A 14168-nucleotide genomic window follows, 5' to 3' on the forward strand; every position below is an offset into this window, starting at 1 on the left:
GTTGCTCCCCTTGAAACCATGTGGGCCGATCAAGCGGCCCGAAAGGTTTTACTCGGCGCCAGGCTCACCTGGCGCCTGATCCAATTAGCTGGCGACGATATTGACCAGTTTCCCGGGCACTACGATCACTTTACGAATGGTCAGACCGTCGACGAACCGCAGGACGTTCTCGTTGGCACGAGCGGCGGCTTCGACGTCTTCACGGCTGGCACTGGCCGGCATTTCGATGTGACCACGCAGCTTGCCATTGACCTGAATCACCAGTTGCAGGCTGTCCTGTACCAAAGCGCTGTCATCCACCACCGGCCAACCGGCGTCGATCACAGGATCAGCGTGGCCCAGTCGATGCCACAGCTCGTGGCTGATGTGCGGCGTGATCGGGGCGAGCAGCAGGGTCACGGTTTCCAGGCCTTCCTGAACCAGCGCGCGATCCTGTTCGGTGCCTTGTGCGGCTTTCTCCAGCACGTTCATCAGCGTCATCACCTGGGCGATGGCGGTGTTGAACTTGTGGTTCTGGCCGACGTCCTGGCTGGCCTGCTTGATGGCCAGGTGGATCGAGCGACGAACAGCTTTCTGCTCGTCATTCAGGCTGGCGACGTCGAGTTTGCCCGGCAGGCCCTGAGTGACGTGTGCTTGAGCCAGGCGCCAGACGCGCTTGAGGAATCGGTGCGAGCCCTCTACGCCGGAGTCGGACCATTCCGCGCTCATGTCAGGTGGCGAGGCGAACATCATGAACAGGCGGCAGGTGTCTGCACCGAACTGGTCAATCATCGACTGTGGGTCGACGCCGTTGTTCTTCGACTTGGCCATCTTCTCGGTGCCGCCGATTTCCACCGGCAGGCCGTCAGCTTTCAATTTGGCGCTGATAACCTTGGCCTTGCTGTCACGCTCGAGCTCGACGTCCGCCGGGTTGAACCAGGTGTAGGCGCCATTGGCTTCGCGGCGATAGTAAGTCTCGGCGATCACCATGCCCTGGGTCAGCAGGTTCTTGAACGGCTCGTTGGAGCTCACCAGGCCTTCGTCGCGCATCAGCTTGTGGAAGAAACGCGCGTACAGCAGGTGAAGAATCGCGTGTTCGATACCGCCGATGTACTGGTCAACCGGCAGCCAATGGTCGGCCGCCGATTTTTCCACCAGGCCGCCTTCAAAGTGTGGCGAGGCGTACCGGGCGTAGTACCACGAGGACTCGACGAAGGTGTCCATGGTGTCGGTTTCACGCTTGGCCGGCGCGCCGCATTTAGGGCAGGTGCACTCGTAGAACTCGGGCATGCGCGCCAGTGGCGAACCAGCGCCATCCGGCACCACGTCTTCGGGCAGCACGACCGGCAGTTGATCTTCCGGTACCGGCACGTCACCGCAGGTGGTGCAGTGGATGATCGGGATCGGGCAGCCCCAATAGCGTTGACGGCTGATGCCCCAGTCGCGCAGGCGGAACTGGGTACGCGAGGCGCCTAGTTCTTTCTTGATCAGCGCGACTTCGATGGCGTCGAAGGCGCCCGCGAAGTCGAGGCCGTCGAACTCGCCGGAGTTGATCAGCGTGCCGTGCTCGCCGTAGGCGTCTTGCCATGGCGCGGGGTTGGTGTCACCGGAGCTGGTGCGTACGACCGATTTGACCGGCAGGTTGTACTTGTGCGCGAATTCGAAATCGCGCTCGTCGTGGGCCGGAACCGCCATCACCGCGCCGTCGCCGTAATGCATCAGTACATAGTTGGCGACCCAGACCGGCAGTTTTTCGCCGGTCAGCGGGTGCTCGACGAACAAGCCGGTCGGCAGGCCTTTTTTCTCCTGGGTGGCGACGTCGGCTTCAGCCACGCTGCCGCCCTTGCATTCAGCGATGAACGCTTGCAGCTCGGGATTGTTCTGTGCGGCGAGGGTGGCCAGGTGGTGTTCGGCGGCCACGGCGACGTAAGTCGCGCCCATCAGGGTGTCCGGACGGGTGGTGAAGACTTTCAGCGCACCGGTTTCGCCGATGGAGTCGACGTTGTACGGGAACTGCACTTCCATGCCGCGGGATTTGCCGATCCAGTTGCGCTGCATGGTCTTGACCTGTTCAGGCCAGCCAGTCAGTTCGTCGAGGCTCTCCAGCAGTTCATCCGCGTAGGCGGTGATCTTGAAGTAGTACATCGGGATTTCGCGCTTCTCGATCAGCGCGCCGGAACGCCAGCCGCGACCGTCGATCACCTGTTCGTTGGCCAGGACGGTCTGGTCGACCGGGTCCCAGTTCACGGTGCCGCTTTTCTTGTAGATCACACCTTTTTCGAACAGGCGCGTGAACAGCCATTGTTCCCAGCGGTAGTAATCGGGCTTGCAGGTGGTCACTTCGCGCGACCAGTCCACCGCCAGGCCCAGGCTGCGCAGCTGGCTTTTCATGTAGGCGATGTTTTCGTAGGTCCACTTGGCGGGCGCTACGTTGTTCTTCATCGCGGCGTTTTCCGCCGGCATGCCGAAGGCGTCCCAACCCATCGGTTGCAGAACGTTCTTGCCCTGCATGCGCTGGTAGCGGGAGATCACGTCGCCGATGGTGTAGTTGCGCACGTGCCCCATGTGTAGCTTGCCGCTGGGGTAAGGGAACATCGACAGGCAGTAGTAAGTCTCCTTGCCTGGCTGTTCACTGACTTCAAAGGACTTTTGCTCGTCCCAGAACGACTGGGCGGCGGCTTCGATTTCACGGGGCTGATATTGTTCGTGCATGGCTACTTTTGAACTGAATAGGGGTGGCCTAATCCTCTTCAATGCAACGCTGGACGTTGAAGTCGCCAAATTGGCGTTTTCGCTGCCCAGCCGAGCTGGAAGTGGAGTTACAGGAAGCGCCGTAGCATACATGACCGCGCTCTACCGAGGGAAACCCTGATTGCTGCCACACGTCCTGCGAAAACCGCTGCGAGGGCCGTTGGTCGCGGCGTTCAGCCGGTTTGTTCATGGAAGCTAAGCTCTAACTGGGGAGTAGGTCATATCTTCCAATGAGGTGAGGGATGGTTGAGTCACAGCAAAAAGCTACAAAACCGGAGCTGTACGAAAGGCTGATCGATCGTTTGGCCTTGGCCCTGGATGCGGCAAGGACCGCTGGCCGGTTGCGCGACGAACGCCCTCTGGAGCTGGAGCTGCGCGGCCTGAGCGCCGCAGAGTTTGCACTGGTCAAGGCGTATCTGGACCGCAGTGAACGTGAGACGCACGGATGCTTGTCAGAAGCGGTAAAGCAACTCGACACACCACGTTCAGCCAAGATCATCTGGCTCAAGGACAAGGTTCCCGGCAGAGACGCGGTAAAGGTCCGGTCTTTGCAGTTCAAATAGGACACGGTGCCATGCTCCTTGAATTGTTGAAGCATAATCCTTTCATATTGATTGTCGCATTGCGCCAACCCACTTAGGCTTCGGGCATCTCCAGGAGATGCTCGATGCCGTTCCGTTATTTCGTAAAACAACTTCTATTGCCGCCCGGCATTCTATTGCTGCTGCTTTTGCTTGCCTGGTGGTTGCGCCGCTCAAGGCCGAGGCTTGCCGGTGCATGCTTTGCTCTGGGCCTGGGTGGTTTCTGGCTGATGAGCCTGCCGGTGGTTGTGCAGTGGAGTGCCGGCCTGCTCGAGCGGGAGCCGCCGCTTGCCCGCAGTGAATGGGCAGTCCTGGGGCAACGTGCGGACGCGATCGTGGTCCTTGGCTCGGGGCGTGAGCGCGGTGATGTGGCCTGGGGCGCCGACCAGCCCACGGGCGTCGGTCTGGAGCGTCAGCGCTTTGCCGCGCGGCTGGCCAAGGCTTCCGGGTTGCCGGTACTGACCAGCGGCGGCCTGCATTACGGCACGCCGCCCAGCGAGGCGCAGATGATGGCTGACGCCTTGCGTGACGATTTTGGCTTGAGCGTGCGCTGGCAGGAAGGGCGCAGCCGCACGACCTGGGAAAATGCGCAGTTCAGCGCCGAGGTGTTGCTTCCCCAGGGCATCAAGCGTGTGGTGCTCGTGACTCAGGCCTGGCATATGCCACGGGCGGCCTGGAGCTTCCGCAAGGCCGGTTTTGAGGTGGTGCCGGCGCCGGTAGGGTTTCTGGGCGGCGATAACGCGCGGCCGCTGGGCGGCTGGATGCCGGAGTTCAAGGCGATCTGGCAGAACGGGCAGTTGATGAACGAGGCGGTGGGGCAGGTCGGTTATTCGTTGTTCTATCGAGGTGATGTTGGCACTGATTGATGCGGTGCCAGTGAGGCCGCCTTCGTCGGATCGCCGCCCGGAGCAAGCCCGCTCCCACACTGGATCTAAGTCGGTCACAGTATTTGTGTACGACGCCGATCAAATGTGGGAGCGGGCTTGCTCGCGAAGCTTTTAAAGGGTCTTGGCCATCCGGTTCGCAATCAGTGCCCAGCCAAACAACAGCACGCAGACTATGAGCAATGGCCATGAACGCCATTCCAGGTACGGCGTCAGGTTGTGCATCGGCACCACTTCGCCATACAGGATGCCGCGTTCGAACTGCGGGATCTGATCAGTGATCTGACCGAACGGGTTGATCAGGCCGGACACGCCGTTGTTGGTGGCGCGGATCATCCAGCGGCCGGCTTCCAGCGCGCGCATCTGTGCCATCTGCAGGTGTTGCAGCGGGCCAATGGAGGTGCCGAACCAGGTGTCGTTGCTGATGGTCAGCAACAGGTCGCTGCGGGCGGCGAGGCTGGCGGCGAACTCCGGATAAACCACTTCGTAGCAGATGAACGGTGCGATCTGATAACCCTTGGCTTGCAGCAGTGGCTGGTCAGACGGGCCGCGAGCGAAGTCCGACATTGGCAGGTCGAAGAAGGCGATCAGTCCGCGCAGGATGTCCTGCAAGGGAACATATTCACCAAAGGGCACCAGTTTTTGCTTGAGGTAAGTGCCGTCGCCTTCACCGGTCACGGTGATGCCATTGAAGAAACGCTTCTCGTGGCGTACCTCCATGCGGACCGGGACACCGGTAATCAACGCCGACTTACGTTCGGCCGCGAAGTTGCCCATCATGTTCAGGTAGCCCTCGGCGGACTCCTTGAGCACCGGGATCGCCGTTTCCGGCCAGATCAGCAGATCGACGCGTTTGGAGCTGAAGCTCATGTCGCGGTACAGCGCCAACTGCGCGTTGAGCTGCGCCGGATCCCACTTCATGCTTTGTTCGATGTTGCCCTGAATGGCGGCGACGCTCAGTGGCGGGCCCGAAGGGCTGGTCCAGGCGTGGTGCTTGAGCGCCGTGCCGACCAGCCATGGTCCGGCCAGCAGCAACACACCGGCAGCGATGAAGCCTTTGCGTCCCGTGCGAACCAGGCGCAAGCCGTTGTAGATCAACGCCGCTGTCAGCGCCAGGGTAAAGGAAATCAGCCACATCCCGCCGAGGGGCGCGAGCCCGGCCAGCGGGCCGTCGAGCTGGCTGTAACCGGAATACAGCCACGGGAAACCGGTCAGGAACCAGCCGCGGAAGGCTTCCTGGGCGACCCACAGCGCAGCGAAGGCCAGGGCGTCGGCCAGCGGCGCTTCATTGCGGCGTAGCCAGCGCGCCCAAATCCAGGCGGGCAGGGCAAAGAACCAGGCAATCGCCGCCGTGAAAAGCAGCATCAGGAAACCGGCCAGCAATACCGAAGCGCCACCAAAGTGGTGAATGCTGTAGTAGATCCAGCTGGTGCCGGCACCGAACAGGCCGAAACCGAAACACCAGCCGCGACCCAAGGCTTGACGTGGACTCAGTTCGCGCAGGCCGGCATAGAACAGGCCGACGGCGAGCAGTGCCAGTGGCCAGATATCGAACGGCGCCAGGGCCAGGGTGGTGATTGCACCGGCCGCCACGGCCAGCAGGTTACCGGGCCAGCCGGGGCGGGTTGTCCAGCGCATTTCAATCCTTAGCGAGCAATGGGCGTCAGGCGAAGCAAGTGAATCCGACGGCTGTCGGCGTTCAGGATGCGGAAGCGGTATGGGCCGATTTCAGTGATTTCGTTACGTTTTGGCAGATGCCCGAACGCACTCATCACCAGACCGCCAACGGTGTCGAATTCATCGTCGGAGAACTCGCTGTCGAAAAACTCGTTGAAGTTCTCGATCGGCGTCAGGGCCTTGATCAGGAAATCACCGCTCGGCAGCGGCTTGATGTAGCTGTCTTCTTCGACATCGTGTTCGTCTTCGATGTCGCCGACGATTTGTTCCAGCACGTCTTCGATGGTAACCAGGCCAGCCACGCCACCGTACTCGTCGATGACGATGGCCATGTGGTTGTGGTTGGCGCGAAATTCGCGCAGCAGCACGTTAAGGCGCTTGGATTCCGGCACGAAGGTGGCCGGACGCAGCAGATCCTTGATGTTGAAGCTGTCGCCGTTCTCCTTGAGGATCAACGGCAGCAGGTCCTTGGCCAGCAACACGCCCATCACGTCATCGTGGCTTTCGCCGATGACCGGGTAGCGCGAGTGGGCCGAGTCGACCACGGCAGGCAGGAACTCGCGGGGTGTCTGGTTCGCCTTGATGCTGACCATTTGCGAGCGCGGGACCATGATGTCCCGCACCTGCAAGTCGGCCACCTGGATGGCGCCTTCGACGATGGCCAGCGCTTCGCTGTCCAACAGTTTGTTCTGGTGTGCATCGCGCAGCAGCTCCAAAAGCTCCTGGCGGTTTTTCGGCTCGTGGGCAAAAGCCTGGGTGAGCTTACCCAACCATGACTTCTGCCCGTTGCTCGATCGATCTTCGCTCATAGCGATTACTCTGAATCCTTTGTTGTTTCTGTGGGGGATAAATCGGTTTCGTCGTCCGCGTATGGATCGGGAAAGCCCAGTTCTGCAAGCAACGTTCGTTCCAGTGCTTCCATCTCTTCGGCTTCGTCGTCATCAATATGGTCGTAACCAAGCAGATGCAAGCAGCCGTGAATCACCAGGTGTGCCCAATGGGCCTTGAGTTGCTTGCCTTGTTCGGCGGCTTCACGCTCGACCACCGCCACGCAGATCACCAGATCGCCCAGCAGCGGGATGTCGAGGAACTCGTCCGGCACATCGGCCGGGAATGACAAGACGTTAGTTGCGTAATCCTTTTGCCGCCAGGTGTGGTTCAGCTCGCGACCTTCGGCTTCGTCGACCAGGCGAATGGTCATTTCCGAGTCGGCGCTGCGCTGGCGCAAAGCCAGTTCGCACCACTGGCGGAACTCGGCTTCGCTGGGGGCAGGGGCTTGGGTAGCGATTTGCAGGTCAAGCTCAAGCATCGCGGCGGCTATCCTTGGCGGCTGCATCATCGGCCGCACGGGTTTCGAAGCGCTCGTAGGCTTCAACGATGCGCTGTACCAGCGGATGGCGCACGACGTCCTTGGGCTGGAAATGGGTGAAGCTGATCCCCGGCACTTCCTTGAGCACTTCAATCACATGGTGCAGGCCGGACTTGGTGCCGCGTGGCAGGTCGACCTGGGTGATGTCCCCGGTGATGACGGCCGTGGAGCCGAAGCCGATCCGGGTCAGGAACATCTTCATTTGCTCGACCGTGGTGTTCTGGCTTTCGTCAAGAATGATGAAACTGTTGTTCAGCGTACGGCCGCGCATGTAAGCCAGTGGCGCGACTTCGATCACCTGGCGCTCGATCAGCTTGGCGACGTATTCGAAGCCGAGCATTTCGTAGAGTGCGTCGTAGAGCGGGCGCAGGTACGGGTCGATTTTCTGCGACAGGTCGCCGGGCAGGAAGCCGAGTTTTTCACCCGCTTCGACCGCCGGGCGCACCAGCAGGATGCGGCGAATCTGCTCGCGCTCCAGTGCATCGACCGCGCAGGCGACGGCCAGATAGGTCTTGCCGGTACCGGCCGGGCCGATGCCGAAGTTGATGTCGTTACCGAGGATCTCCTTCACATAGCGCAGCTGATTCAAGCCGCGGGGGCGAATCATGCCTTTCTTGGTGCGCAGCGCCACGGACGGTTCGGCGGGGGAGTGGTTGTCCAACTGTTCCACGGCAGACTCCTGCAGGAACAGGTGCACCATGTCCGGCGACAGCTCGGTACCCTTGGTTTCCCGGTACAGGCGGCGCAGGAGGTTTTCCGCGGAGGTGGTGTGTTTGGGCTCGCCGATCAGCTCGAACTGGTTGCCGCGATTGCGGATCTCGATGGTCAGGCGTTGTTCGATCAAGCGCAAATGCTCGTCGAATTGCCCGCACAGATTGGCGAAGCGGCGAGCTTCAAAAGGCTCGAGGATGAAACGATGTGGTTCTATGGGTGCGTTCAAGGTCGTATTTAGCCGCCCTGGGGCAATTGAGATGAAATCAAGGATAACGCCAGTGGGCTGGGTGCGAAAGCTCTTAAATGAGGCAACCCGATTCCCGCCTCTGGCGCTGTACCTGTGGGAGCGGGCTTGCTCGCGAAGACGGAGTGTCAGTCGACATTATTGGTGCTGACAGACCGCCTTCGCGAGCAAGCCCGCTCCCACAGGGATATTCGGTGTTATTGGATCAGCGAACCCCGCAGCGAATGCGGCTGCGCGGCATCGATGTGCACGTCGGCGAACTGGCCGATCAGGGTCGGATTGTCGCAACGGAAGTTGACGATACGGTTATTCTCGGTCCGGCCTTGCAGCTCGCCCGGGTCTTTTTTCGAGTAGTCGGTCACCAGGATCCGCTGGATCGAACCGACCATTTGTCGGCTGATCTCGAAACCTTGCTGGTTCAAGCGATGTTGCAGGGCGTTCAGACGCTCTTTTTTCAGCTCTTCCGGCGTGTCATCGGCCAGGTCGGCGGCCGGTGTGCCCGGGCGTTGGCTATAGACGAACGAGTAGGAAAAGTCGAAACCGACGTCGGCAATCAGCTTCATGGTCTGTTCGAAGTCTTTCTCGGTCTCACCCGGGAAGCCGACGATGAAGTCCGAGCTGATGCAGATTCCCGGCACGGCGGCGCGCAGCTTGCGCAGTTTGGATTTGTATTCCAGCGCGGTGTGGTTGCGTTTCATCGCGGCGAGGATGCGGTCCGAGCCCGACTGCACTGGCAAGTGCAGGTGCTTGACCAGTTCCGGCACATCGGCGTGGGCCTGGATCAGGCTGTCGGAAAATTCCAGCGGATGCGACGTGGTGTAGCGGATGCGGTCGATGCCATCGACGGCGGCAACCACGCGGATCAGCTCGGCCAGATCCGCCAGGCGCCCGTCATGGGTGAGGCCGCGATAACCGTTGACGTTCTGCCCCAGCAGTGTCACTTCGCGCACGCCGTTTTCGGCCAGGTGAATGATCTCGGCAATCACGTCGTCGAACGGCCGGCTGACTTCTTCGCCGCGGGTGTAGGGCACCACGCAGAACGTGCAGTACTTGCTGCAGCCTTCCATCACCGACACGTAAGCGCTCGGGCCGTCGATGCGCGGCTCGGGCAAATGGTCGAACTTTTCGATTTCCGGGAACGAGACATCGACTTGCGGCAGCCTGGTGATGCGCGCGGCGTCGATCATTTCCGGCAGGCGGTGCAGGGTTTGCGGGCCGAACACCACGTCGACGTACGGCGCGCGATCGCGGATGGCCGCGCCTTCCTGGCTGGCCACGCAACCGCCGACGGCGATCACCATGTCCGGGTTGGCCAGCTTCAGTTCGCGCCAGCGCCCGAGCTGGGAGTAGACCCGGTCCTGCGCACGTTCGCGGATCGAGCAGGTGTTGAGCAGGATGACGTCGGCGTCTTCAGCGCGCGCGGTGACTTCCAGGGCCTGATGTTCGCCCAGCAGATCGACCATGCGCGAGCTGTCGTACTCGTTCATCTGGCAACCGTGGGTTTCGATGTAAAGCTTCTTGGCCATGGAAAGAGTCATCACGTGATTCAAAGAACCGCGCATTATAGGGAACATGTTCCAAGGTTCCTACCGCTGTGCGTCCGGCGGCTATGCTATAGTTCGCGCCCTCTTTTTTATCCCTCGATGTGTTACCCGCCCACCATGACCAAACGTGAAGCTCCAATCTACAAGGTGATTTTCCTCAACCAGGGCCAGGTGTTCGAAATGTACGCCAAGCAGATCTATCAAAGTGATCTGTGGGGCTTTCTGGAAGTGGAAGAGTTCGTCTTTGGCGAGCGCACGCAAGTGGTCGTCGATCCGAGCGAAGAAAAGCTCAAGGCTCAGTTCGAAGGCGTGGTGCGCAGTTTTGTGCCGATGCATTCGATCGTGCGTATCGACGAAGTCGAGCGTCTGGGGACCCCGAAAATCAGCGAAGCCCGCGGCGCGGTCGGCAATGTCATGCCGTTTCCGATGCCGATGCCTGAGAAGTAAGCCTCAAGATCGAGTCGCTCTGATCGCTGGCAAGCCAGCTCCTACAGATTTACGCGGACCTTGTAGGAGCTGGCTTGCCAGCGATGGTGTCAACCGCCACCAAGCAGAATTCAGGGAAGCGGCGCGAAAGGCGTACGCCCATCGGCACTCTGCAACTCCATAAGATACTTACGGAAAATTTGCCCGAGCACCTGGGTGGCAACCTCCAGTTCTTCGCGGGGCATTTTTTCGGTGACTTCGTCAGCGGTGTCCAGTGCATCTTCGGCGCCATTGACCGCCGCCATCTTCAGCAGGATATACGCCTGAACGTTATTGGCCGGTACGCCTTCGCCGTGGAAGAACATGGTACCGAGTTTGAATTGCGCCTGGGCGTGGCCTTGCAGCGAGGCCTTTTCGAAATAGCTCAGGGCTTGATTGAGGTCGCGCGGTGCGTTTTTGCCTTCGTAATAGAACTCACCCAACTCGTATTGCGCTTGCGCATCCCCTTCATCCGACGCTTTCCGGCAGGCGGCGATCGCCTGTTCCAGGTCTTGCGGCTGGGTATTGAGGGTGCAGCGACCCATCGCTGGGATCAACAACGAGTTGCCGCCTGCTTGTGCGTGCGCGAGCAGGGGCTGAAGAAGCAACAGGCAGCCCAGTGCAAGGGTGCGGCCGGTGCGGTTCATGGGAATCGACTTACCTCTGAAGGGCGCGCGGACCCATCGAGGGATCCAATAAGCGCGCATTATGAAATAAGCAGGGCCAACCTTACAAAGTCTTTACTCGTTTTTCTGCTGCGCGGGAAATATATCTCCCGTTTTGCGGAGGATTTTTGCTGAAAGTGTAGGAATGAAGGCGGGCGTGTAGGTGAAAGCTGACGCTGGCAATGGCCAACGTCAGCGCTACAGCGTTATTTCAAGGCTGCGAAGGCACGCTCGGCGGCGTCCAGGGTCAGTTTCAGTTCGGCTTCGCCGTGGGCGATCGAAGTGAAACCGGCTTCGAAGGCACTCGGTGCCAGGTACACGCCACCTTCGAGCATCAGGTGGAAGAAGCGGCCGAACAGGGCGGCGTCACTGGCCATCACGTCATCAAAAGTGACGATGTCGTCGGCGCCACTGAAGTACAGGCCGAACATGCCGCCGGCTTGCGTGGTCACGAACGGAATGCCCGCCGCATCGGCGCGCTGTTGCAGGCCGTCGAGCAGGCGAGTGGTGTAGTCGGTCAGCTCGGCGTGGAAGCCCGGACGGCTGATCAGGCGCAGGGTGGTCAGGCCGGCGGCCATCGCCAGCGGGTTGCCGGACAGCGTACCGGCCTGGTAGACCGGGCCCAGCGGGGCGATGCGCTGCATGATTTCACGCTTGCCGCCGAAGCAGCCGACCGGCATGCCGCCACCGATGATCTTGCCGAAGGTGGTCAGGTCCGGCGTCACGCCGTAGTACGCCTGGGCACCGCCGAGGGCGACGCGGAAACCGGTCATCACTTCGTCGAAAATCAGCACCACGCCGTGCTTGTCGCACAGGGTCCGCAGGCCTTCGAGGAAACCCGGTGCCGGCGGCACGCAGTTCATGTTGCCGGCCACTGGCTCGACGATGATGCAGGCCACGTCCTGGCCGACTTCGGCGAGCATGGCCTCAACGGCGTCGATGTCGTTGAACGGCAGGGTCAGGGTGTGTTTGGCGAACGCTGCCGGTACGCCGGCCGAACTCGGTACGCCCTGGGTCAGTGCGCCCGAGCCGGCCTTGACCAGCAGGCTGTCGGAGTGACCGTGGTAGCAGCCTTCGAACTTGATAATGCTGTCGCGGCCGGTGAAGCCTCGGGCCAGGCGAATGGCGCTCATGGTCGCTTCGGTGCCGGAGCTGACCATGCGCACCATTTCCATCGACGGCACGAGGGAGCAGACCAGGTCGGCCATCTGCGTTTCCATCTCGGTCGGCGCGCCGTAGGACAGGCCGTGCTCCAGCTGCTTGCGCACCGCGTCCAGCACGTCCGGGTGGCTGTGGCCGAGGATCATCGGGCCCCAGGAACCAACGTAATCCACATAGCGCTTGTTGTCTTCGTCGGTGACGTAGGCGCCTTCGGCGTGCTTGAAGAACAACGGCGTGCCGCCGACGCTCTTGAACGCGCGAACCGGCGAGTTCACGCCACCGGGAATGTGTTTCTGGGCATTGGCAAACAGCGTTTCGGAACGAGACATGATCGGGCTCTCAGATTTTAAGTAATTCGTTAAAGGCGCGGGCGCGGCGGGTGACTTCAGCCGTGCTCTCGGCGCCGAACAGGCCATGCACCACGGCCAGCAGATCGACCCCATGGGCCACCAGCGGGGCGGCGTTGTCCAGGGTGATGCCGCCGATCGCGCAGATCGGCAAGTGCAGTTGCTGGCGGGCCTGATCGAGCAATTCGAGGCTGCAGGTCGGTGCGCCAGGCTTGGTATTGGAATTGAAGAAGCGGCCGAAGGCGACATAACTGGCGCCTTCTTTGGCGGCCTGTTCGGCGAGCCCCAGTTGCGCGTGGCAGGTTGAGCCAATGATCGCATCGCGACCCAGCAAGGCACGAGTCGGCGACAACGGACCATCGGTCTGGCCCAGGTGCACGCCGACGTTCAGGCGTGCCGCCAGTTCGGCGTCGTCGTTGATGATCAACTGGGTCTTGTAACGTTCGCACAAATCGCGCAGTGCTTCGGCCTCGCGCAGGCGGCGGGCCTCATCACTGCTTTTGTCGCGGTATTGCAGCAGGGTGACGCCGCCTTCCAGCGCCGCCTCCACGTACGAAAGAAATTTACCGGCCAGCAACTGGCTGTCGGTAATGGCGTACAGGCCACGTAGTTTCATCGGACAAGCCTCACCGCATTACAAATGGAAGTTACGAACAGAAATCCAGCGGCAGGCGGCGCGGCACAAACTGGCCTTTGCCCAGCTGCTCGGCGTCACGCAGGGTGCGCCATGTGTAGTTAAGCGCGGTCTGCACGGCGCTGGCGAGGTTTTCACCCTGGGCCAGACGACCGGCCAGCGCGCTGGCCAGGGTGCAACCGGAACCGTGATAACTGCCGGGCAGGCGCTGGCAGGTAAAGGTTTCGCGCAGGCCGTCGCGGCTGTACAGGCGATTGTGGATTTCGGTTTCGTCGCCATGGCCGCCGGTGATCAGCAGGTGTTTGACGAACGGCAAGAGTTTTTCCGCGCACTCGTCCGCGGTGCCTTCGGGCAGTTCGGCGAGGATCCGGGCTTCGGGAAGGTTGGGGGTGGCAATGATCGACAAGGGCAGCAGGCGTTCGCGCATGGCGTAGCCGACTTCGTCCTTGCCCAGGCGTCCGCCGCCGCCGGCGCGCAGCACCGGGTCGCAGACCACTGGCAAATGCGGGTGCGCCGAAAGCAGTTCGACCACGGTGTCGACCATTTCCAGGGAACCGAGCATGCCCAGTTTGACCGCCGCGACTTCGGAATCGTTGAGCACGGCATTGGCCTGGGCCAGTACCCACTCACGGTCGAGGACGCGGAAGTCAGTGACATTGACGGTGTCTTGCACGGTCAGGGCGGTGACGGCCGGAGCCGCATGGCAACCCTGAGCGAGCAGGGCTTCGATATCTGCCTGCAAGCCGGCGCCACCACTTGGGTCGTGGCCGGAGAGACAGAGGACAACGGGGCGAGAGCTGTAGATATTCATGGTGCGCGAGCTTACCACCAAACATTCTTTTTCGGGTGCAGCGACACTCCATTGTGGCGAGGGAGCTTGTCGGATCGCCGCACCGTCCCGCTGGGGCGCGAAGCGGCCCAAAAAAACCTGCATGTTCATTGCGTCGACTGGTTTTACGACGGCTTCGCAGCCGAGCGGGAGCAAGCTCCCTCGCCACAGTCGTCTTCGTGCCACTGTTTGTGTTGCTGAAACGCCCGTCCTAGAGCCTTTTCAGGAAAAATTTCAATGGTGTTTAATGGCCACCAACGGCTATGCTAGAGTGGATCCAAACCAATAACAGGTGATACCGGTTTTATGTCTGCTCAAAAGGAA

Annotated in this window: 13 protein-coding genes; 3 read left to right on the forward strand and 10 right to left on the reverse strand. The window is 61.0% G+C overall.

The window, feature by feature from the left end:
- Nucleotides 1–84: 84 nt before the first annotated feature.
- The gene (gene leuS / locus AB7M25_RS04085; RefSeq protein WP_429383900.1) at nucleotides 85–2691 is read right to left on the reverse strand and encodes a leucine--tRNA ligase; all 2607 of its coding nucleotides are present in this window, start codon (nucleotides 2689–2691) and stop codon (nucleotides 85–87) included.
- Nucleotides 2692–2972: 281 nt separating this feature from the next.
- Here leuS and AB7M25_RS04090 point away from each other — a divergent pair, with 281 nt between their 5' ends.
- Together AB7M25_RS04090 and AB7M25_RS04095 are read left to right on the forward strand one after the other, a co-directional pair.
- The gene (locus tag AB7M25_RS04090; RefSeq protein ID WP_429383898.1) at nucleotides 2973–3293 is read left to right on the forward strand and encodes a hypothetical protein; all 321 of its coding nucleotides are present in this window, start codon (nucleotides 2973–2975) and stop codon (nucleotides 3291–3293) included.
- A gap of 104 nt (nucleotides 3294–3397) precedes the next feature.
- On the forward strand, nucleotides 3398–4177 hold the full coding sequence (locus tag AB7M25_RS04095) for a YdcF family protein (protein ID WP_429383896.1): 780 nt from the start codon (nucleotides 3398–3400) through the stop codon (nucleotides 4175–4177).
- 132 nt (nucleotides 4178–4309) lie between these two features.
- On the opposite strand, the gene lnt is transcribed toward AB7M25_RS04095, so the two are convergent.
- From lnt to miaB, 5 genes are all read right to left on the reverse strand, one after another.
- A complete protein-coding gene (gene lnt, locus AB7M25_RS04100) occupies nucleotides 4310–5833 on the reverse strand; it encodes an apolipoprotein N-acyltransferase (protein ID WP_429383894.1) in 1524 nt (507 codons plus the stop codon).
- Between the two features lie 8 nt (nucleotides 5834–5841).
- Nucleotides 5842–6681 carry an HlyC/CorC family transporter gene (locus AB7M25_RS04105; RefSeq protein WP_007975860.1) on the reverse strand — a complete coding sequence of 280 codons (840 nt, stop codon included), beginning with the start codon at nucleotides 6679–6681 and terminating at the stop codon, nucleotides 5842–5844.
- Between the two features lie 5 nt (nucleotides 6682–6686).
- Entirely contained in the window at nucleotides 6687–7181 is a 495-nt protein-coding gene (gene ybeY, locus AB7M25_RS04110) for an rRNA maturation RNase YbeY (protein ID WP_015096963.1), read from the reverse strand.
- Entirely contained in the window at nucleotides 7174–8181 is a 1008-nt protein-coding gene (locus tag AB7M25_RS04115) for a PhoH family protein (protein ID WP_015096962.1), read from the reverse strand. The genes ybeY and AB7M25_RS04115 overlap by 8 nt, the downstream gene beginning before the upstream one ends.
- Nucleotides 8182–8396: 215 nt before the next feature.
- The gene (gene miaB / locus AB7M25_RS04120; protein WP_102700944.1) at nucleotides 8397–9725 is read right to left on the reverse strand and encodes a tRNA (N6-isopentenyl adenosine(37)-C2)-methylthiotransferase MiaB; all 1329 of its coding nucleotides are present in this window, start codon (nucleotides 9723–9725) and stop codon (nucleotides 8397–8399) included.
- 135 nt (nucleotides 9726–9860) lie between these two features.
- Between miaB and AB7M25_RS04125 the strand changes: the two genes are divergently transcribed.
- Entirely contained in the window at nucleotides 9861–10190 is a 330-nt protein-coding gene (locus AB7M25_RS04125) for a DUF1820 family protein (RefSeq protein WP_003185742.1), read from the forward strand.
- Nucleotides 10191–10300: 110 nt separating this feature from the next.
- Here AB7M25_RS04125 and AB7M25_RS04130 read toward each other — a convergent pair whose 3' ends face one another.
- The 4 genes from AB7M25_RS04130 to AB7M25_RS04145 form a co-directional block, all read right to left on the reverse strand.
- Nucleotides 10301–10855 (reverse strand): tetratricopeptide repeat protein, encoded by a 555-nt coding sequence (locus AB7M25_RS04130; protein WP_428607021.1) that lies wholly within the window; start codon nucleotides 10853–10855, stop codon nucleotides 10301–10303.
- A 224-nt stretch (nucleotides 10856–11079) separates the two neighbouring features.
- A complete protein-coding gene (gene hemL, locus AB7M25_RS04135; RefSeq protein ID WP_007975850.1) occupies nucleotides 11080–12363 on the reverse strand; it encodes a glutamate-1-semialdehyde 2,1-aminomutase in 1284 nt (427 codons plus the stop codon).
- 10 nt (nucleotides 12364–12373) lie between these two features.
- On the reverse strand, nucleotides 12374–12997 hold the full coding sequence (gene thiE / locus AB7M25_RS04140) for a thiamine phosphate synthase (protein ID WP_007990651.1): 624 nt from the start codon (nucleotides 12995–12997) through the stop codon (nucleotides 12374–12376).
- Nucleotides 12998–13028: 31 nt separating this feature from the next.
- Nucleotides 13029–13826: a hydroxymethylpyrimidine/phosphomethylpyrimidine kinase gene (locus AB7M25_RS04145; RefSeq protein WP_057713171.1), complete on the reverse strand. Its 798-nt coding sequence runs from the start codon at nucleotides 13824–13826 to the stop codon at nucleotides 13029–13031.
- Nucleotides 13827–14168 lie beyond the last annotated feature (342 nt).

It is taken from the genome of Pseudomonas sp. AP3_22 TE3818 (assembly GCF_053628995.1).